A 20,030-nucleotide genomic window follows, 5' to 3' on the forward strand; every position below is an offset into this window, starting at 1 on the left:
ACGAGTGCGTAAGGTCACCCATGTCAGCGTCCAGTCCGATTCAGGTTCAAGCGTTCAACACCGAAGATGTCGCCGAGCAAATCCGCGCCACACCGGGTTGGGTCCAGCACTATCAGCAGATGTCGCCAGGGCATTTCGCCGGGCGTGTGCGCTATCTGGACTTGCAAGGCGTGGAGATCTACGAAGAGCAGATGAACACCCGCGTCGAGCAGAATTTCAGCGCACCCGAGGGGGCACTGGCGTTCTGTTTTGATCGCAGCGACAACGCGCTTTACCTGCTCAATGGTGAAAGCCGCAACATCTGGATCACCCCCGAGAACTACCAGGAAATCGCCGTGGTATTCGGCCCTGAATTCGTTCAGCGCCAGGGGTTGAACGTGGCGCGCCTGGAAGGGTTGTTCCTGTCGCCGCTGAACTCGGGGCAGAACGCCTTGTTCAGCCGTTGGCTGAGCGGCACGCTGACCCGTCTGGGCGAAACACTCGACCCACCGAGCAAGGAAGCCCTGACACAGCAGTTGCTGGAGGACTGTTTGTACATCCTCGACAACGCCTGCGTGTGCCTCGACCGGGGTGGCTTACAGCGCCGCACCGAAGAGCGCGCGATCATGAAACGCATCGGGGAGTGGGCCGCCGATTCCCCGGAAGAAACCCTCAATCTGCTGGAGCTTTCCCAGGTCGCCGGGGTTTCGTTGCGTCAGTTGCAGCATGCGTTCAAGGCCTTCACCGGCATGACACCGAGCCATTGGCTGCGCCTGCGCCGGCTCAACAGCGCACACCGCGAACTGCTCGGCCGCACCCCCAACGAGACCACCGTTGCCGAGGTAGCGATGAACTGGTCGTTCTGGCATTTGGGGCGGTTTTCCAGCAGTTATCGGGCGTTGTTCAAAGAGTTGCCTAGTGAAACACTCAAGCGCTGCGGCCAGCGCTGAACGAACTAACCGGACGTCATCCTTCAGTCCGGGGTCGCCGGCTTAGCCAGTTCAATCCCCGCCGCGCCCAGTCGCTTCAAAATCTCGAACAACAGGTCGCTTTTGGTGATGCCGACGATTCTCGGGCTGCTGACGTAACCGGTGATGGTCAAGGTGATGCCATCGGGGCTGAGTTTGCTGAAGCGCACAAACGTCGCCGGTTTATCGAGGATGTTCTCGTTCTCTTGGTAGGTGTCATACAGCAGGTTTTTCACCTGCTCCGGATCGATGTTCAGCGGGAACATCAACTCAAGGCTCGCCACGCCTTGGGCACTGCCGCCCAGCGTCACGTTGCGCAGGTTTTGCGAGATCAACTGGGAGTTGGGCACGATCACAATCGAGCGGTCGCTGAGCTGGATTTCCGTGGCCCGGACGTTGATGCGGCGGATATCACCTTCCACGCCGCTGATGCTGATCAGGTCGCCGACCTTGACCGGACGCTCGGTCAGCAGGATCAGGCCAGAGACGAAGTTCTTGACGATTTCCTGCAAGCCGAAACCGATACCCACTGACAGGGCGCTGACAATCCACGCCAGGTTGGTCCACTGGATGCCCAGCGATGACAGCGTCAGCAGGATCACCAGGGCATAGCCGATGTTGGCGAACAGGGTACTCAGCGAGGCACACATGCCGGGGTCCATATCGGTTTTCGGCAGGAATTCGTCATCCAGCCAGCGGCACAGGGCTCGAATCAGGTAGATCCCGATAAACAGGGCCAGGATGGCATTGAGCAAATGGCCGGGAATGATGTTCAGTTTGCGCAAACCGTCACCGCCGAGGATCGACAGCGCCTGGGTCACCAGTTGTCCGAACGTGGTGCCTACGCCGCCGACAAACAGCGAAATGACCGCCAACAGTATTAACGTCGCACGACCGGCCCCGGACAAAATGATCTGGGCTTGCTCAAGGCGCACATCGCCCATCCCCAGCAACTGTTTGATCGCCTTGCCGCTCGGGCTCTTGGGGGAGAACAGGTATTCGCAACTGTCCCTGAGCAACTGGATCAGCATGTAGAAACCTGAGAGGACGATAAAACCCCAGACCAGTTCATACGTGATGAACCTTGCCAGGGACACATAGCCGATCAGCAAGGCGAAGAACGAGATGACCAGCGCAATGATCGTGCAGGTGTAAATCAGGCCGGCCAGGGCAGTGCCCGCTTCAATGCTGTCGCCAGCGGCAACCAGAACTCTTCGGGCGTGACTCGCGCGGCGGAACAACAACGCGAAGATAATTGCCACCACCAGTGCGATCAGGCCTCGCCCCAACAGCACGGCGGCGCCGCTCATGCCGGAGACATTGGTGATTTGGGCTATCGTCACCGTCACCAGCAGGGTGGCGGCCAGTATTCTGGGGTAGGGCTTTATGGCCTCCGCGACGGAATCGTCGATAGCGGGTAGCCGCCAGGAGGGGTGCTGGTTGGCCAACAACGCACGGCTCAACCCGGTGATCAGCACGCAGGTATAGACCACCCTTTCGAACTCCTCGGCGAAGTTCTGAATCATCGGCGACAACGGCAGTTCCCGCGTGAGGGCGTAAAACAGCAGTTGCAACGCACAGGCGGTGGTCAACACCGTGGCCACGACAGACGCCAGGGCCAGCGTACTTCGCCGCAATCGCCCTTCAGGCAGGCGATGGATGCAAATCCAGGTCAGCCCTCGATCAGCCAGTCTGCGGCCCCAGATCCAGATGACCAGTGCCAGCAACATCAGCAGGACTGTCGACAAACGCTGGCCGGGTTGCCAGGCAGCCGCGAGTGTGTCGCCGGCTTGTTCGATGAAATTGATGAGCCGCAGGCGATCCTCCGGGAGTGGGTTAATTAACGGTGCCCAAAAATCCCGTCCCAGGATGCTGCCACTGCGCAGTGTGACTTCGCTTTCCAGAAGACTGCGCCGGATGCTGGCGATTTGTGTAAGGAGGTCGACGGCACTGGCTCTCAGTGCGGCGAGGATTTTCAAGCTGGCATCGACGTTTTTCTTTTGCTCGGAAAGAACAGCTCGTTGCGCCGTGATATCCGATTTCTCGACAGCCTCGCCCCCCAGGGAAACCGGACCGCTCAATACGTCCAGTTGCGCTTGCAGTTGTTTCTGTTCGGGCAACAGCGACGATTGCAGGTTGTCCACGTCATTGATAAACGACTGAACGGAGTCTTGCAGGCCGACCATCATGGTGACGTTATTGGCCAGTGAAACCCGCTGTTTGATCAGGTCCAGGCGCAATTGCAGGCCTTGCAGTTCACTGGTGGACACCGCCGCCGACGAAGCGCCTGGCGCAATTATTGAAGACGGTGCGGGATCATCCGCGGGCAGCGCTGCGCCACTGGGCACCAGCAGGGTGAGCGCGACGAAAATCACTGACATCAATACATGACGCATAGGCGTTCGGCTCTGTTGTTGGTCACTCAGCCTATGAGGTTAGGTCATCAGGCCAAAACGATCGAAAAGTTTCATCTTTACGGGCAGCAATCGACATAAGGGCCCTGAGGCGGCTGATGGCTGATCTACACTTCTTGATGCTCAATCAAGCGTGGGAGGGCGGTCAACGGACTGCTCGGAACTGCGCAGGAGGTCATCATGCCTAGGTTGTCTTCCATCAGTCTGTGCCTCGCGTTGTCGGTTTCATCTGCCCAGGGCTGGGCGCAAACCGTTGTGCCGACCAAAGGCCAGAGTTCGCAACAGACCCAGCTGGATATCAATGAATGCCAGAGCATTGCGGCCAGTCAGACGGCTTCGACCGACACGTCTCCTTCCGGAGGAAGAGTGAAGGGGGCCGCGGTGGGTGCCGCCGCCGGTGCCGTTGCAGCCGATGCGCGCGGGCGTCAGCACGACGAGTTTTACGACAACGCGAATGACAACGTGAAGCAGGAATACCGGCAGAATCAAGCCAAAGGGGCGGCGGCGGCCGGTGTCGTGGTGGGTGGTTCGCGCCAGAGGCAGGAACGCCGGGCGGATGAAAAAACCAGCGCTGCCAACAGCCAGACGGCCTATACCAGTTGCCTGCAAGGCAAGGGGTATCAGGTCAATCCCTGAGCCGGTGATTGTGCCTGTGCCGGCCGGTCAAGCAAGCGAACCATCACGTAGGCATACAGCGTGACGGCGATGAACAGGCCCATGCGCACGGCGAAGGCGGTGTAGACGTCTTTGCCCAAGGCGCTGTCCTGCACGGACTGGCCCAGCAGGATGATCAGGGTGATAAAGGTGTTGAGCCACAGCCCCGGGCCATAGCGGCTGGGGCTGAGGGCATACAGCTTGCGCGCCAGGATCAGGCCGAACAGCAGCATCCACAGGAAGAACATCCACAGGTGCACAAACAGGCTCAGTGCACACCAGAACAGGATGGCCAGCAAACCGCCGAGCAAGGTCGCGCCGAGCAGCTCACGCCCGGCATTGCGCGCGCTGGTGGTTGAGCATTGCTGACCCAGGCCGACCGCTTTCAGGATGATCGGCAGGTAGGCCGCCGGGTCGATCATCGCCAGCAGGAATGTCGGCAAGACGATCAAGGTTGCACGCAACGCAATCCGACTGGCTTCTACGCCCTGCGGTGGTGGGGCGGCGGGTGGCGAGGGGGCATTGTCCGGTTCGGGGAATATCCAGTGACTGAGGGCAATCACCATCACCGCCAGTAACAAACCTTTGACCAGCGCGCCGATGACCATCGCCGCCAGGTCGAACTCGGCGACACCCGCCGAAGAGATCATCGTCAGGCCCATCACCAGCAAGGTCACGATCAGGTTGTTGCCGCCACTGAGCCCCCAGCGAAAGACCAGAAAGAGGCTGACCGTGACCAACAGCACGCCGGTCAACGGGTAGTAACGCAGGATCGGGATCAAGAGCAGGCCGATGCCGGTGGTGAGCATCGCGACCAGGGCGAGCACGATTGCCGCCTTGAACGGCAGCGGGCGGTTGACCGAGGCCAGGAGCAGCAGGCACAACACGGGGGCGAGAAACGGAATCGGCAGCGCCAGGCCGAAACTGATGGCCAGGCACAGTGCCGCGCCGCTGGCCAACCGCAGCGCACGTTGCTCCCGGGGTGTGCGTTTAGTAGGCATAGGACAGCCAGCTCATCAGCCCTAAATAGACCCGGCCGAGCGGGTTGAGCCAATTGCCCGGTGAAGGGAAGGCCATGACTTCAGCCTGCCCGCCGGCACGAATGTTTCCGCTGCCAAGCAGTGCGTTCATGGACTGTTCGGAAAACTCGATGATCACCGGGAAGCGTTGAGCCGGTCGCAGCCAGTCCCGGCTGTTCTGGATGCCGGGCAAGGTGCCGGGCGGTGTTGGCTGCCCGACGCTGATGCCATAACCGACGCTGCGGACATGGCCCTCGAAAACTTCACCCGGCACCGCATCGAGGACGATGGACACTGGCGTGTCGGGGCGCACCAGGCCGAGGTTGTTCTCGGTCATGTCGGCCGTGATCCAGATGTCCTGAATGGTGATCAGCGTCATCACCGGGCTGCCGGCGGCGGCGAATTGCCCGACGTCGGTGCGCAGGTCCGTGATCAACCCCGCCGAGCGTGCCCGTGTTTGCGTGTTGGACAGGTCCAATTCGGCTTTTTCCAGCGCCGTGGCGGCGCTGCGCAGTTTTGCGTTGACGTCTTCACCGCCACCTTCCGTTTCTTTAGCACGCTCTACCTCGGCGCGGGCGGCGGCCGTTTGGCTGATCGCAGCTTCGCGGCTGGTGCGTGATGCGTCGAGAACGCGCACGGAAATGGTCCCCGGGTCTTCACGGTACAACCCTTCCAGGCGCTGATTCTCCTGGCGGGCCTTGGTTTCGTTGGCCTGGGCGGCGCGCAAGGCGGCTTGCGCCGAGGCAATCCCCGCGGTGCTGGCGCCCAACTGCCGACGGGTTGTCTCAAGGTCGGCGCGGGCGCGGTCGACGGCAATCTTGTAGGGTGCCGGATCCACCTCGAAAACCACATCGCCGGCCTTGACGATCTGATTGTTGTGAACGTTTACCCGGATCACCCGGCCCGCGACTTCAGACGCCACCGGAATGACGAATGCACCGACCCGGGCCTGTTGCGTATAGGGCGTGAAACGGTCGGCCAACAGGTACCAGACCAGGCTCAGGATGATCAGCAGCAATACCCATTTGATGCCTTTTTTCGCCGGATCGGCCGCCACGGGCTCGGCGGCGTTGGGGGAGGGCTGCGCGGCGTCACTCATGGCTGTTTTCCTTGGCGGGTAGCGGGAAAGCGGGCTGATCGGCGGCGGGCTCGTCCAGCATGTCGCCCCAGTCGGTGCGTTGTTCCATCACATGGCGCGTGGCCGGGTCGACGCGTGGCAGGGCGGAGTACCACCCGCCGCCCAGGGCCTTGTACAGAGCGATGACATTGCTCACCGCATTGCCGCGCACGATCAGGTAATTGTCCTGCTGTTCGAGCAGCGCCCGTTGCGCGTCGAGCACCCGCTGGAAGTCGGAGTAGCCTTCGCGAAATTGCACGCTGGCCAGCGTCAACGAGCGCTTGGCGGCGCCGCCGGCTTCACGCAGGATGCGCTCGCTTTCCAGTGACTGGATCAGGCCGTTGGCCGCATCGTCAGCCTCGCGCGCGGCCTGGCGAACCTTGTCGCGGTAGGCTTCGATCAACTGCTGCAACCGCGCGTCCTGTACGCGCACGTTGTTGATGATCTGCCCGTAATCGAACACATTCCAGCGCAGACTGGGGCCACCGACCAGGTCCAGGCTGCTGGACGTGCCGTGGAGCGTGTCCGTCGACCAGACAATGCTGCCGAGCAACGTCAGCGACGGATAAAAATCACTTTCGGCCACGCCGATCAGCGCCCCTTGGGCGGCAACGTTAAGTTCGGCGGCGCGGACGTCAGGCCGACGCAACAGCAGGCTGGCGGGCACATCTTGCAGTACCGCGCGATCGACCAGCGGCACCAGGCTGTCATTATCGACCACCTGCGGCAGCCCGCCTGGCGGTTGCCCAATCAGCACGGCCAGGGCATTTCGGGTGCGTTGCAACTGGTCCTGTAGGTTGGGAATACTGGCCAACGTGCCGAGGTACTGGGTTTTGGCCTGTTGCAGATCGAGCTCAGCATCCTGGCCGCTCTTGAACAGTTTTTCGGTGATCTCGAAATTGCGCTTTTGCTGCTTGGCGTTTTCACGGGCGACGCGCAGCCGGGCTTCGGTGGTGCGCAACAAATAATAGGTGTCGGCCACTTGGGCGCGCAGCAGGACCAGCACGTCTTCGTAGTTGGCCTGGGCGGAAAAATAAGCTGCATCGGCGGATTCGATGGCGCGGGCGAAGCGTCCCCAGAAGTCGAGCTCCCAGCCAATGTCAAACCCGGCACTGTGTTGCCAGAAATTATTATCCTGCGGATTGTTGCCACCGTATTGGTGACGTTTGACATACAAACTGTCAGCGCTTACTTGCTGCAGTTGCGGGTACAGCGTGCTTTGCGCAATGCCCAATTGGGCGCGGGACTCCATCACTCGCAGACCGGCGATTTTAAGGCTGGAATTGTAAGCATCCGCTTGCGCAATCAGTTGATCGAGCACCGGGTCGTTGAAGACAAGCCACCACTCGCGCAGATCCGGATTCGCCCCACGTTGGCTGGATTGCTCAAGGGCCGGAGTGTCCCAATGTTTGATCCATTCCTCACCCGGCGGCTGGAAGTCCGGGCCGAGCCGAATGCAGCCACTCAGGGTCAGCGCACCCAACAGGATGAGGTAGCCCGGTTGCACCAGCGGGGACCGACCTGGAGGCATAGTTCCGTGTCCAGCCAAGAAAGATCACTGGAGCATAGACGCCTGTATGAACTGTCGAGTGGCCGGCGGCAGTTTTTTCTAGCGCGAAATAATCCCGTGATCGATCGCGTATTTGACCAGCGCCGCCGGTTTGTCGATGTTGAGTTTTCGGCGAATGCTCAAGCGATGGGTTTCGACCGTGCGCACACTGATGTCGAGTTCGCGGGCCATTTCCTTGTTGTTCAGGCCTTGAGCCATTTTGTACAACACTTGGCTTTCGCGTGGGGTCAGCTCGTTGTCGGCGCTTTTATCGGCGATCAGGCGCTGGGCGATTTCGGCGCTGTAGAACGTGCCGCCGCTGGCAATGGCTTCGATGGCCGCAATGATTTCCCGCGAGGGCGAATTCTTCAGCACATAGCCGCTGGCACCGGCACGTACGGACTCGCTCACGTATTCGTTATTGTCGTACATGCTCAGCACCAGCACTTTCAGCGTCGGGTACTGACTGCGCAATAGGCGCGTCAGTTCGAGGCCGTTCATGTCGCGCAAACTGATGTCGACCAGCAACAGGTCCGGCTGACAGCGCCCGACCATTTCGATTGCCTGAGCACCGCTTTCGGCTTCGCCCACCACTTCCAGGGGCGCCATGACCGCCAGCAACGCTTTGATCCCGTCACGGACCAGGGAATGATCGTCGACCAAGGCGACGCGGATCGGGTAAGGCAGGTTCATCGCGGGTGTTCACTCTTGTTGTAAGGGGTGAGTCAGCGTTTCGTAGCGGGTACTTTCATCGGCAGCTGCACGTCCAGTTCACTCCTGCCGGGGATCGATATCAGTTCGAAACGTCCACCAAAGTGCTCGACCCGTTCACGGATGTTACGCAAGCCGATGCCCGCGTGGCGACGCTCGACCTGAGCGACATTGAATCCGATTCCGTCATCCACCACGCTCAGGCGTACCGATTCTTCAGCGCCGTGCAGGGTAATGGAAACGTTCTTTGCCTGGGCGTGGCGTTCGATATTGGTCAGGCCTTCTTGCACGATCCGGAACAGCGCGACGGCCGCGCCGTCGACTAGGTGACAGTCGAATTCGTTGTCGTCATACGTTACTTTGAGATCGCTGCGTTGCTCGAACTCGGCGGCGAGTTGGCCGATGGCGGCCGGCAAGCCCAAGGTGTCGAGCAGGGAAGAGCGCAGGTCATGGGAGAGGCTGCGGACTTCACCAATGGCTTCGCCCAGGCGCTCGGTGGCATCCTTCAGCGTGCTCAAGCCTTTGTCATGGCCCTGTTCGTTTTCCAGCAGATGGCTGGCCAGTTCGAAGCGAAACTTGATCGACACCAGCAACTGGCTGATGCCGTCATGCAACTCGCGGGAAACCCGTGATCGCTCTTCTTCCTGGAGGCTGACGATGCGTTGGGTCAGGCGCTGCAATTTTTTATCCGCCAGGCGATGCTCGCTGACGTTCAGCGTCATGCCACTGGCGAATACAAACAGCACCGCCACCAACGCCACCACGGCAATCGCCAGCATGGTCTTGCGGATGCCCTGAGCCACTTCGTCACGGGCCTGCTGCGTGGCGCGTTCGACGTCCTCCAGGTAAATGCCGGTGCCGAGCATCCAGCCCCAACGGTCCAGCATCACGACGTAGGCGAGTTTATCGGTGACCTGACCGGAGGAGGGTTTGTTCCAGGCGTAACGCTGAAAGCCTTCGCCCGATTGCGCACTTTTGAGCAGCGCCTGAATCACCGGCAAGCCGTGCGGGTCTTTCATGTCCCACAGGTACTTGCCCACCAGTTCGGTCTGGCGCGCGTGCATCAGGCTGCGACCTTCACGGTCGTAGACGAAGAAGTAGCCGTTGATGCCGAAGCTGAGCTTGCGCAGTTCTTCCAGGACTTGCTGCTGGGCATGCGCGTCACCGTGGCCGTCGTCGTACAGCGGCGCGATCAGGCTTTGCGCCATTTCCACGTAGTTTTTAAGCTCGGCACGCTTGCTGGACAGGATGCTGTCTTCAATCAGCTGGGCCTGTTGATCGCCGAGTTGGCGGTTCAGGGAAATCACCAGCGCACAAATCACCGCAATGGCCAATACCAGCGGCAGAATCCCGAGCGCGACGATTTTGTGTTTGAGCTGCATCTTGGCTCCTGACCGGACCGAAGAAGGGCGAAGGCCGGCATCATAGGCCAAAGAGATACGTTTCCTGTAGCGCTGCTGGACGGAATGACCAGCGGCCGACGTGTCAGTCGGTTGAAATGCAAACCCCCTGTAGGAGTGAGCCTGCTCGCGATGGCGGTGTATCAGGCGATATTGATATTGGCCGGTAGATAGCTATCGCGAGCAGCCTCACTCCTACAAGGGATCTGCGTTATCTACGTAGAACTACGTAGACGTGGCGTACGTAGTAACGCGGATTTATTTGTAGACGGCATGCGGGGATATTGGGCCAGCTCCGCACCGCGGACACAATTATAAAAATTACCGCCGCAGTCACTGGCTGTCGGCAGGAGACACGCTATGCCCCGTCTGGCTAAACACCTCGCCTGGTTTGCCGTGGCTGTTCTGGGAGCGTTTGCGCTAAGTGTCGTGGCCCTGCGCCGCGGCGAAGCGATCAACGCCCTCTGGATCGTAGTCGCAGCTGTCGCTATCTACCTCGTTGCCTATCGCTACTACAGCCTGTTCATCGCCACCAAGGTGATGCAACTGGACCCCAATCGTGCCACGCCCGCGGTCATCAATAACGATGGCCTGGACTACGTGCCGACCAATAAACACGTGTTGTTCGGTCACCACTTCGCGGCCATTGCCGGCGCGGGTCCCCTGGTCGGCCCGGTACTGGCGGCGCAAATGGGCTACCTGCCCGGCACGCTGTGGCTGATCGCCGGCGTGGTGCTGGCCGGTGCGGTTCAGGACTTCATGGTCCTGTTCATGTCCACTCGCCGCAACGGTCGTTCGCTCGGCGACATGGTTCGTGAAGAAATGGGTCGCATCCCCGGCACCATCGCGCTGTTTGGCTGCTTCCTGATCATGATCATCATCCTCGCGGTGCTGGCGCTGATCGTGGTGAAAGCCTTGGCCGAGAGCCCTTGGGGCATTTTCACGGTGATGGCGACCATCCCGATTGCGATGTTCATGGGCATTTACATGCGCTACATCCGCCCGGGTCGCATTGGCGAAATCTCCGTGGTCGGCGTGGCGTTGTTGCTCGGTTCGATCTGGCTCGGTGGGCAGATCGCGGCTGATCCGGTGTGGGCCAAGGCCTTTACCTTCACCGGTATCCAGATCACCTGGATGCTGATTGGTTACGGCTTTGTCGCGGCGGTACTGCCGGTATGGCTGATCCTGGCTCCCCGTGATTACCTGTCGACCTTCCTGAAAATCGGCACCATCGTGGCCTTGGCGATCGGCATTCTGATCACCATGCCCGAGCTGAAAATGCCCGCACTGACCCAGTTCATCGACGGCACCGGCCCGGTGTGGAAGGGCGGTCTGTTCCCGTTCCTGTTCATCACCATCGCTTGTGGCGCGGTCTCGGGTTTCCATGCGCTGATCGCGTCCGGCACCACGCCGAAACTGCTGGCCAGTGAAGGTCATGCCCGTTACATCGGTTACGGCGGCATGTTGATGGAATCGTTTGTCGCCATCATGGCCATGGTTGCCGCCTCGGTCATCGAGCCAGGTGTGTACTTTGCGATGAACAGCCCCGCGGCGTTGGTCGGCGCGGATGTTGTCTCCGTCGCTCAAACCGTCAGCAGCTGGGGCTTTGCGATTACCCCGGAAGCCCTGCAAGCGGTGGCCCATGACATTGGTGAAACCACTATCCTGGCCCGTGCTGGCGGTGCGCCGACCCTGGCGGTCGGTATCGCGCAGATCCTGCACCACGTCCTGCCGGGTGAAAACACCATGGCGTTCTGGTACCACTTCGCGATTCTGTTTGAAGCGCTGTTCATCCTGACGGCGGTCGACGCCGGTACCCGTGCCGGTCGCTTCATGCTCCAGGATTTGCTTGGCTCCTTCGTTCCAGCGCTCAAACGCACCGATTCCTGGCCCGCCAACCTGATCGCCACCGCCGGTTGCGTGGCGATGTGGGGTTACTTGCTCTACCAAGGCGTGATCGATCCTCTGGGTGGGATCAACACCTTGTGGCCGCTGTTTGGTATCTCCAATCAGATGCTGGCCGGTATCGCGCTGATGTTGGCAACGGTTGTGCTGATCAAAATGAAGCGCCAGCGCTACATCTGGGTGACCATGCTGCCAGCCGTCTGGCTGCTGATCTGCACCGTGACGGCGGGTTTCATCAAGCTGTTCGACGCCAACCCGGCCATCGGTTTCCTCGCCCTGGCGAAGAAGTACAGCGACGCGCTGGCCAACGGTCAGGTGTTGGCCCCGGCCAAGAGCATTGACCAGATGCAGCATGTGATCTTCAACGCCTATACCAACGCGACGCTGACGGCGCTGTTCCTGTTCGTGGTCTTCAGCATTCTGTTCTTTGCGCTCAAGGTCGGCATCGCCGCCTGGGGCACTAAGGAACGCACGGATAAAGAAGCGCCATTCCAGGCCATTCCACAGGCTTGATGGAGGAGGGTGTTGATGTTCAATGACTTGAGTCGTCTCGGTAAATACCTCGGTCAGGCCGCGCGCCTGATGGTCGGCATGCCGGACTATGACACCTACGTCGAGCACATGCAGAACAAGCACCCGGACAAACCGGTGATGAGCTACGAGGTGTTCTTCCGGGAGCGCCAGGAAGCTCGATACGGCAGCAAGGCTGGGCCGAAGTGCTGCTGACGCAGTAAGTCCAGACAAAAAAACAGGAGCCCGGCTTGCCGCGCTCCTGTTTTTTTTGGCTCGCTGGCCGCTACCCAATCGCTTACCAAGGACCGACGGCGGGAATCTGACAACCGCTCATCGCTCAACTACGCTGCCTACAGACCCTGTCCTAATCCTGTGACGTAAGGAACTGACGCATGCGGAGCAGGTTGCTCGCGGTGATATTGATCGTTGTCGGGATGTGCGGGTCGGTGTTGGTGTGGGCCGAAAATACACCCAGCGTGGTGGATCCGCCGGCTGAATTAAAGGTCGCCAACCGTAGCGTCATGGTGTTTCGCGCAACGATATTGGGGGAACCTCCGGTGTCGCGGGTCAAGCGCGCGAAAGCGGTGATCGGCGAAGCGCTGGATGAGGCGGATGATCTGAACGTTACCGTCGACCCGGTGCTGGACAGCTATATGGTACTGCTGGGCAGCCGGCGCGCGTTTATCGTTTCGGCCAAGGATTTCGACGCCAGCGAATTCGATTCGGCGCAGCAGGCGGCTGAAGCAGCAGCGCGAAATCTGCGTCTGGTGGTGTCTGAAACCCAGGAAGCGCGCAGCCTGCAGTTAATCATAAGGTCGGTGGGCGCTGCGGTGTTAGCCACTGTTATTTACATCGTCTTGCTCTACGCCATGGCGTACCTGCGACGCAAACTGCTGAAGAAACTTCCCGGACTGGTGCATCGTCATAGCCAGGCGCTGAAGGTCGGGCGCACACAGCTTTTCGACGTCAGTTACCTCTATCCGTTGGTCAGTCGTGCGTTTGAGTGGCTGCGCTGGGCCGTGGTGGTGTTGTTGACCTATGAATGGCTGGGGTTTGTCCTGTCGCGTTTCCCCTACACTCGGCCATGGGGCGAACGCCTTAACACCTACCTGTTGGAACTCGGCGACTATTTGCTGCAAGGCATTCTGGGCGCCATTCCCGGACTGGGCGTGGCGGTGGCGATTTATTTCATCGCCCGAGGCGTTACCGCCTTCATGCGTCGGGTGCTTCGGCGCATGGCGACCCCCGGCACCTTCAGTTGGCTGAACCATGAAACCCTGCAACCGACCCAGCGCCTGGTGTCCCTGGCGGTGTGGTTGTTTGCATTGGCCATGGCTTATCCGTACCTGCCGGGCGCCGGCACCGATGCATTTAAAGGCTTGTCGGTGCTGATCGGCTTGATGATTTCGCTGGGCGCGTCCAGCGTGGTGGGTCAGGCGGCGGCGGGATTGATCCTGACTTACACCCGAACATTGCGTCCCGGCGAATTTGTACGCATTGGCGAGTACGAAGGCACGGTGACCGAGTTGGGTATGTTCACCACGCGAATCCGCACGGGCCTGGGCGAAGTGTTGACCCTGCCCAATTCCATGATCACCAACACCGTGACCAAGAATTACTCGCGCACCGTGCAGGGCGCCGGTTACGTGGTCGACACCGTCGTGACCATTGGCTACGACACGCCGTGGCGGCAGGTGGAGGCGATGTTGCTGGAAGCCGCCAAACGCACCCCGGGCATTCTTGAAAACCCGCCCCCGCAGGTATTTCAAACCGCGTTGTCAGACTTCTATCCCGAGTACCGTCTGGTGGCCCAGGCCATTCCCAGCCAGCCTCGACCGCGTGCGGAGTTGCTGAGCATGCTGCACGCCAATATTCAGGATGTGTTCAATGAGTACGGCGTGCAGATCATGTCGCCGCATTATTTGGGTGATCCGCAGGCAGAGAAGTGGGTGCCCCGGGACAAATGGTATACGGCACCCGCGCAAGAACCGAAGGACAGTTGAGCGCTCTTCACATTCTCTGCCGAGGCATCGTCGAAGGCTGAAGTTGCTGCTGCGGGATGTACTTGCCATTGCCATCGGTAAACGGCGGATGCTGCACGGCGTTTTCATCGTTGTCCTGTTGACGGTCATGGCAGGACGAACCGCTGATCGCGATGAGCAGGGCGACCATGACAAGGGGAATCAAGTACTTGATCACGGGAGTTCTCCAGTGGACACCGTCTGTTTTCGTCGGCGCTATGGCAGCGCATAGACCTTGAACAGCTTTTTGGTCGTGTCGCTGGCGCCTTCCAGGTACTTATCGTACGCCTGTTCAATCTCGCCGGAGCGGTACATTTCACTCAGCGTGGTGTCGACCAGCAAGCGGAAATCTTCATCGTTACGCGGTACTGCCATGGCCGTTGGGGCGTACTCGAAAATACGCTCCAGCAGGACCAGGTTGCCCGTTGGGTAGCGGCTGTCGAGGAGGTTCCTGAGCATCATCCGTTCGCTGAACATCGCATCGGCTTTGCCTTTGGCGACCAACTCGAGTCCTTCGGCCGTAGTATTGACCGTGATCAGTGTGGCGACCACGCCCAGCAAGCGCATCTGCTGACGAATCCACGCCTCGCTCACGCCTCCGGTCGTGGTGACATAAGTCTGGTTGGACAGACCATGGTTGACGGTGGCACGCCAGGTGGGTCCGGTGTGGGCCACTTTGCCATTGAGCACGTCCAGCAGCGTCGCCGGGGCATCCTGGTGCACCACCGCCGAGAGGCCTGCGGTGTAAATGGGCACCGAATAGCTCACTGTCTTGCGTCGTTCCAGTGTTGGCGGCGTTGGTGTGCAGAGGAGGTCGACCTTGCCTGAGCTGACGGCACTGATCCCATCGACGACGGTGACAGGCAGGTAACTGACCTGTAGTTCGGGCAAACCCAGTTCGGCCTTGACCTTGTTGGCGATTTTGTCGCAAAGACTGATGGCATAACCCTGGACCTTGTCGCCGACTTTGACGCTGAAGGGCGCGAAGTCAGGCAGGTAGCCGAGGGTCAACGTATTGCTTGAGCGCACCCGTTCAAGGGTGTTGGCGCTGGCCAGCAGTGGCAGGCAGGCAAAGAGCAGTGCGATGGTTTTGCTTCGTTGTGCATTCATGTCCCATTCCCCGAATTCAGATGTCAGTACCGTCCAGAAACCAGGCCTAAGGGGTGTCGACCCTGGCAGGGTCGGAGGGAGACACAACGGCAAAGCGCTTGGCGAGCCAGCCATACAGTGGGTAGCCGAACACCAGCACAAGGGCGCCCCCGAACACCGCGTCCTTGCCGCACGAGTGCAGGGCATACAATGAATAGGCGAGCGCGATCAGCAATACGGGGGTATTACGCAGGTAAACCGCTGACGAAACCCGCGCCTTGTACATCATGACCAGCAGCCCGGTCAGTGCCGTCACGTAGGGGATCAGGTTGGTCACGGCGGCAAGATTGACCAGTTTGCCGAACTGAGCGGCGGCATTGGGTGAAATGGTCGACAGGGCCATCAGCGTCTGCAACACACCACACACCAGCATGCCCAGGAGGGGCGCGTTGTGCCTGTTGAGCTTGCTGAACAGTTTCGGAAACATTCCTTGGTCGGCGGTCATTTTCGCCGTTTGAGCCAAGGTGAATTGCCATCCCAGCAGCGAGCCCACACACGCCATCACCGCCAACGCCATGATGATGGTCCCGACCGTGGGGTTGAACATTTGCGCGTAGACCAGCGCGAAGGGCGCCGAGGAGTTGGCCAGTTCCTCGTTGGGAATGATGCCCTGGATCACGGTCGTCGACAGCACGTAGACCACCGCTGCACCCAACGTGCCGAACAGGCAGGCCAGCGGTACGGTGCGCTTGGGGTTTTCAACGGCGTCGCTGGCCTGTGCCGCTGATTCCATACCCAGAAATGCCCAGAGGGTCAATGGAATCGCACTGCTGATCGCGTCGGCGTTGGAAAGGTTATTCGGGTTCCAGGCGGACACCAATATCTCCGGTTTGAACCAGAACCAGCCAATGATGCTCAGGCCTGCCACCGGGATGATCACTCCCCAGACTGTAATCGCGCCGATCCTGCCGGTGATGCCGGGGCCACCGAAGTTAGCGACGGTGGTCAGCCACAGCAGGCCGACCGTACCGATGAACAGGGGGATTGCGCCCGTGCCCAGCCAGGGCAGGAACGAGGTCATGTACCCCACGGCCGAGATAGCGACCGCAACGTTGGCAATGGCCAGCGACAGGAAGTACAGATACGAACAGAGGAAGAACCCTGACTTGCCATGCGCTTCTTCGGTGTAGGCGGATAACCCGCCGGAGCGCTGACAATAAATGCCACATTGGGAAAAGCAGTAGGCGATGGCCATGGAGCCAATCGCCGTGACGATCCATGACAGCAATGAAATGGCCCCGAGCTGGGCCATGCTGGTCGGCAACATGATGATGCCCGACCCCATCATGTTGACCATCACCAGGGTAGTGAGCCCCACAAGGCTCATTTTTTTACTTGAGTCGGCCATCGAAAACTCCTTTCTCTGCACTTGTGCCAAGCTGTCAGGTGACGCAGCACCACGCATTCAGATGTCGCCAAGCTCAACTTCAGGAAGCCCATGTCATGACGCAATCTCATGCAAAGCACGTCCGTCGCGAGTTTTACAAAACAGTGTGGTTCTACATTCGTGTTGTCTGGCCGATTTTCTCAATTCTGTTGGTTACGATCGTGCTGTTCGGTCTGATCATCGCCTACCTGGAAGGGTGGGGGCCGTTTGACGGTATCTACTTCGGGTTCGTGACCGGATTGACCATCGGTTACGGTGACCTGGTACCCAAAATGCCCCTCTCTCGTGTCCTTGCAGTTTTGCTGGGTTTCAATGGCGTTCTGATGACGGCCATATTCGCCGCCGTCAGTATCCGCGCCATCGAAGAGACCGCGCGAGCGGCCAAATCCGAGGAATAAGGCCGACGCATCACGCTGAGCCCTCAGTAGGGTTCAGCGATGTATTTGAACGGGTAATTGGCTGCCTTGTAGCTGCCGATCTTGCGTTTCGGCAGGCTGACTTTTTCTTGCTTGACCTTTTTATAGGGGATGTTCCCCAACAAGTGAGTCAGCACGTTCAGCCGTACGGATTTCTTGTCCTCGGAACGGGCAACGTTCCAGGGCGCCCAGTCGGTGTCGGTGGCTTCGAACATCTCATCACGGGCGCGCGTGTAGTCGTCCCAGCGGTTGTAGGACTTGATGTCCATCGGTGACAGTTTCCAGATCTTGCGCCCGTCGGTGATGCGCTCCTTGAGCCGCCGGGTTTGTTCTTCAGGGCTGACTTCCAGCCAGTACTTGAACAACAGCACGCCGGAATTAACCATAAGACGTTCGAACAACGGCGCCAGTGCTAAAAAGCCGATCACCTGTTGCTCGTCGCAAAAACCCATGACTCGCTCGACACCTGCCCGGTTGTACCAGCTGCGATCGAAGATCACGACCTCGCCGGCCGCTGGAAAGTGCGGCATGTAGCGTTGCAGGTACATCTGGCTTTTTTCTCGTTCGGACGGTGCTGGCAGGGCCACCACACGAAACACCCGTGGGCTGACACGTTCGGTCAACGCCTTGATCGTGCCACCTTTGCCGGCGCCATCACGGCCTTCGAAAACAATCACGACCTTGGCCCCCGTGGCGACCACCCACTGCTGCAATTTGACGAGTTCGACGTGCAGGGTCTTGAGCTGTTTTTCGTAGTCTTTGCGGCTAAGCGTGTCGGCTTTCTTTTGCGCAGAATCGGCAATTTCACGATTGGTTTTTTTCATCGCGATACTTCAACCTCTGGTGGTCTTGAATAGAGTGTGTGTCGGTTGCGAATTCCCGGTACCGCTTGCGTACTAAAGGGTAGTTCAAATTCCCGACGTGCAGATGACGCAGGTCATCGGTCTTCAGGGCTGCGCGCGAAATCACGTTTGATCTCTTTGTTGGCGCTGATAATCGGCAACGGCTTGCTCCAGATTGGGGAGCATCCGCGTATCACCCAATGCGACGCCCAATGGAGCATGAATAACCATCGCGTAAACACTGGGACTCATGCCCACCAGCCACAACGAAATGCCTTTTTCTCGCAGACGCTGTTCTGCCGCCGTGAGCATTTTCAAAGCGGTGTATTCCAGGTCGAAAACACTGCGCAGATCGAGAATCACAACGCGTGGCGCAGCTGCAGCGATTAACGAGCGGATTTTCGAACCGAGTCGTTCGGCGTTGGCAAAGAAAATGCGACCTTCAGGGCGCAGCATCAGCAACCCCTCGAAGTGCTCGTCGTCAGTCTCGGCGCAGGGCGGGCGATACACATTGGTGCCGGGTTTGCGCCCAAGTATGTGAACGGGCGGGTCAGAGACCTGGTAGGCCAGTGCCAGCAGCGAAACAATGATCGCGACGACGATCCCCTGCAGCGTGCCGAGCAACATGACCCCGACCAGTGCCACCAGTGCCCAGATAAATTCTGTGCGGCGCACCGAAAGAATGTCGCGAAATTCCGAAGGCTGGATCAGGCCAATCGAATACACGATCACAACCGCGGCGAGCGTGGCATTGGGCATCAGGCCAATGAACGGCGCAATCAGCAGGCAAGTCCCCAGTGCCAGTCCGGCCGTGATCAACCCCGCCAGTTGTGATTGCGCACCGGCCAAGCGGTTGACGGCGGTTTGGGTGGTTCCACCCCCGGCCGCCATGGCCCCAAGCAATGCACCGCCGATGTTGGCAAACCCTGTCGCCACCAACTCACGGTTGGGCTGCAGCGCGGGTTCATCACTGCGGGCAAAAGCTCGTCCCGCCGCGATGGTTTCGGTAAAGCTCATCAGCGCAATGCCCAGGGCCGATGGCCAGAGCTGTGACACGATCGACCAGTCGGGCAGCGTCAACCCCGGCAACCCGATTGGCACGATTCCTACGGCCGACACACCCAATTGCTCCAGATTCAGCACACTCATGCCGACAATGCCGAGCGCAACCGCAATCAGTGGTGCTGGCAATCGGGGGGTGAAGTGCTTCATGCCGATCAGAATCAGCACCATGAATACACCGACGGCCACGGTCGGCAATGAGGCATGCCCCAACCCTTCGACAGTGGCGAGGACGTTGTGAAAAAACCCACCTTTTTCGATATGGATGCCCAGCAACTTGGGCAGTTGATCGAGCACGATGACTATCCCGATGCCGGCCTTGAAGCCCACCAGCACCGGTTCTGAAATGAAGTTGGCAACGAAGCCGAGGCGCAATATCCCGGCCAGGACCAATATGGCGCCGACCATCAAGGCCAGCGTGGCGGAGGCAACGATCAGGGTCGCCGTATCGCCGGACGGGCTGACCTGACCCAGTGCGGAGGCGACCAGGATCGCAAGGGTTGTGGTGGTACTGACGCTGAGCGGGCGTGAACTGCCGAGCACGGCATAGATCGCCATCGGCACCAACACGGTATAGAGGCCGATCTGTACCGGCAGGCCGGCGATGGTGGCGTAGGCCAGTGCCTTGGGAATGACCACGGCCGCGGCGGTCAGACCCGCGATGGCATCGCCTTTGAACCAGCCCTGTTGGTAGTCGCCAAGCCACTCTGGTAACAGGGCACTCACAACTCGCCGGGGGGTTAATCCTGAAAGCCGATCTTCCTGATCGCTACGTTGTTGGTTCATGAAGTGCTCCAACCCAAATTTTTCATGCTGCGTTAGATCCCTATTCCATCGCCCACATGGCGCCTGAACGGCAGCGTGCAGTCACAGAAAAATGCAGTTGATCGAGGACAAACAGAGGAGGGCAGGCGTCCCCTGTCA

At 59.6% G+C, this 20,030-nt stretch carries 17 protein-coding genes; 6 read left to right on the forward strand and 11 right to left on the reverse strand.

Annotated elements, in window-relative coordinates:
* Window positions 1-20: 20 nt before the first annotated feature.
* Window positions 21-929 carry a helix-turn-helix domain-containing protein gene (locus tag AB4N43_RS01495; protein WP_027923091.1) on the forward strand — a complete coding sequence of 303 codons (909 nt, stop codon included), beginning with the start codon at window positions 21-23 and terminating at the stop codon, window positions 927-929.
* Window positions 930-952: 23 nt separating this feature from the next.
* On the opposite strand, the gene AB4N43_RS01500 is transcribed toward AB4N43_RS01495, so the two are convergent.
* Window positions 953-3,343: a DUF3772 domain-containing protein gene (locus AB4N43_RS01500; protein WP_027923092.1), complete on the reverse strand. Its 2,391-nt coding sequence runs from the start codon at window positions 3,341-3,343 to the stop codon at window positions 953-955.
* A 198-nt stretch (window positions 3,344-3,541) separates the two neighbouring features.
* Between AB4N43_RS01500 and AB4N43_RS01505 the strand changes: the two genes are divergently transcribed.
* The gene (locus AB4N43_RS01505) at window positions 3,542-3,997 is read left to right on the forward strand and encodes a YMGG-like glycine zipper-containing protein (RefSeq protein WP_027923093.1); all 456 of its coding nucleotides are present in this window, start codon (window positions 3,542-3,544) and stop codon (window positions 3,995-3,997) included.
* Here the strand turns inward: AB4N43_RS01505 and AB4N43_RS01510 are convergent.
* From AB4N43_RS01510 to AB4N43_RS01530, 5 genes are all read right to left on the reverse strand, one after another.
* Window positions 3,982-5,016: a DUF2955 domain-containing protein gene (locus AB4N43_RS01510; RefSeq protein ID WP_059182928.1), complete on the reverse strand. Its 1,035-nt coding sequence runs from the start codon at window positions 5,014-5,016 to the stop codon at window positions 3,982-3,984. The two genes, AB4N43_RS01505 and AB4N43_RS01510, sit on opposite strands and share 16 nt — an antisense overlap.
* Window positions 5,006-6,133 (reverse strand): HlyD family secretion protein, encoded by a 1,128-nt coding sequence (locus AB4N43_RS01515; RefSeq protein ID WP_027923095.1) that lies wholly within the window; start codon window positions 6,131-6,133, stop codon window positions 5,006-5,008. Before AB4N43_RS01515 ends, AB4N43_RS01510 begins: the two co-directional genes overlap by 11 nt.
* Window positions 6,126-7,682: an efflux transporter outer membrane subunit gene (locus AB4N43_RS01520; RefSeq protein ID WP_059182929.1), complete on the reverse strand. Its 1,557-nt coding sequence runs from the start codon at window positions 7,680-7,682 to the stop codon at window positions 6,126-6,128. The genes AB4N43_RS01515 and AB4N43_RS01520 overlap by 8 nt, the downstream gene beginning before the upstream one ends.
* 78 nt (window positions 7,683-7,760) lie before the next feature.
* Window positions 7,761-8,393 (reverse strand): response regulator, encoded by a 633-nt coding sequence (locus AB4N43_RS01525; protein WP_027923097.1) that lies wholly within the window; start codon window positions 8,391-8,393, stop codon window positions 7,761-7,763.
* A 32-nt stretch (window positions 8,394-8,425) separates the two neighbouring features.
* Window positions 8,426-9,793: a cache domain-containing protein gene (locus AB4N43_RS01530; protein ID WP_460152908.1), complete on the reverse strand. Its 1,368-nt coding sequence runs from the start codon at window positions 9,791-9,793 to the stop codon at window positions 8,426-8,428.
* A gap of 378 nt (window positions 9,794-10,171) precedes the next feature.
* Between AB4N43_RS01530 and AB4N43_RS01535 the strand changes: the two genes are divergently transcribed.
* The 3 genes from AB4N43_RS01535 (at window position 10,172) to AB4N43_RS01545 (ending at window position 14,232) form a co-directional block, all read left to right on the forward strand.
* Window positions 10,172-12,229 carry a carbon starvation CstA family protein gene (locus AB4N43_RS01535; protein WP_027923099.1) on the forward strand — a complete coding sequence of 686 codons (2,058 nt, stop codon included), beginning with the start codon at window positions 10,172-10,174 and terminating at the stop codon, window positions 12,227-12,229.
* Window positions 12,230-12,244: 15 nt separating this feature from the next.
* A complete protein-coding gene (locus AB4N43_RS01540) occupies window positions 12,245-12,442 on the forward strand; it encodes a YbdD/YjiX family protein (RefSeq protein WP_007949127.1) in 198 nt (65 codons plus the stop codon).
* A gap of 179 nt (window positions 12,443-12,621) precedes the next feature.
* A complete protein-coding gene (locus AB4N43_RS01545) occupies window positions 12,622-14,232 on the forward strand; it encodes a mechanosensitive ion channel family protein (protein WP_460152910.1) in 1,611 nt (536 codons plus the stop codon).
* A 7-nt stretch (window positions 14,233-14,239) separates the two neighbouring features.
* Here the strand turns inward: AB4N43_RS01545 and AB4N43_RS01550 are convergent, their stop codons facing one another.
* Genes AB4N43_RS01550 through potE form a run of 3 tightly spaced genes read right to left on the reverse strand, consistent with a single transcriptional unit; the run spans window position 14,240 to window position 16,747 of the window.
* Window positions 14,240-14,428, reverse strand: coding sequence for a hypothetical protein (locus tag AB4N43_RS01550; protein ID WP_027923101.1), 189 nt, complete (start codon window positions 14,426-14,428; stop codon window positions 14,240-14,242).
* Between the two features lie 38 nt (window positions 14,429-14,466).
* Window positions 14,467-15,360, reverse strand: coding sequence for an amino acid ABC transporter substrate-binding protein (locus AB4N43_RS01555; RefSeq protein ID WP_027923102.1), 894 nt, complete (start codon window positions 15,358-15,360; stop codon window positions 14,467-14,469).
* 46 nt (window positions 15,361-15,406) lie between these two features.
* The gene (gene potE / locus AB4N43_RS01560) at window positions 15,407-16,747 is read right to left on the reverse strand and encodes a putrescine-ornithine antiporter (RefSeq protein WP_460152913.1); all 1,341 of its coding nucleotides are present in this window, start codon (window positions 16,745-16,747) and stop codon (window positions 15,407-15,409) included.
* 95 nt (window positions 16,748-16,842) lie between these two features.
* Here potE and AB4N43_RS01565 point away from each other — a divergent pair, with 95 nt between their 5' ends.
* A complete protein-coding gene (locus tag AB4N43_RS01565) occupies window positions 16,843-17,184 on the forward strand; it encodes a potassium channel family protein (protein ID WP_460152914.1) in 342 nt (113 codons plus the stop codon).
* A gap of 23 nt (window positions 17,185-17,207) precedes the next feature.
* Here the strand turns inward: AB4N43_RS01565 and ppk2 are convergent, their stop codons facing one another.
* Together ppk2 and AB4N43_RS01575 are read right to left on the reverse strand one after the other, a co-directional pair.
* Window positions 17,208-18,026 carry a polyphosphate kinase 2 gene (gene ppk2, locus AB4N43_RS01570; protein ID WP_027923105.1) on the reverse strand — a complete coding sequence of 273 codons (819 nt, stop codon included), beginning with the start codon at window positions 18,024-18,026 and terminating at the stop codon, window positions 17,208-17,210.
* Window positions 18,027-18,167: 141 nt separating this feature from the next.
* The gene (locus AB4N43_RS01575) at window positions 18,168-19,892 is read right to left on the reverse strand and encodes a SulP family inorganic anion transporter (protein ID WP_027923106.1); all 1,725 of its coding nucleotides are present in this window, start codon (window positions 19,890-19,892) and stop codon (window positions 18,168-18,170) included.
* Window positions 19,893-20,030 lie beyond the last annotated feature (138 nt).

Source organism: Pseudomonas sp. S2_B07 (genome assembly GCF_054668435.1).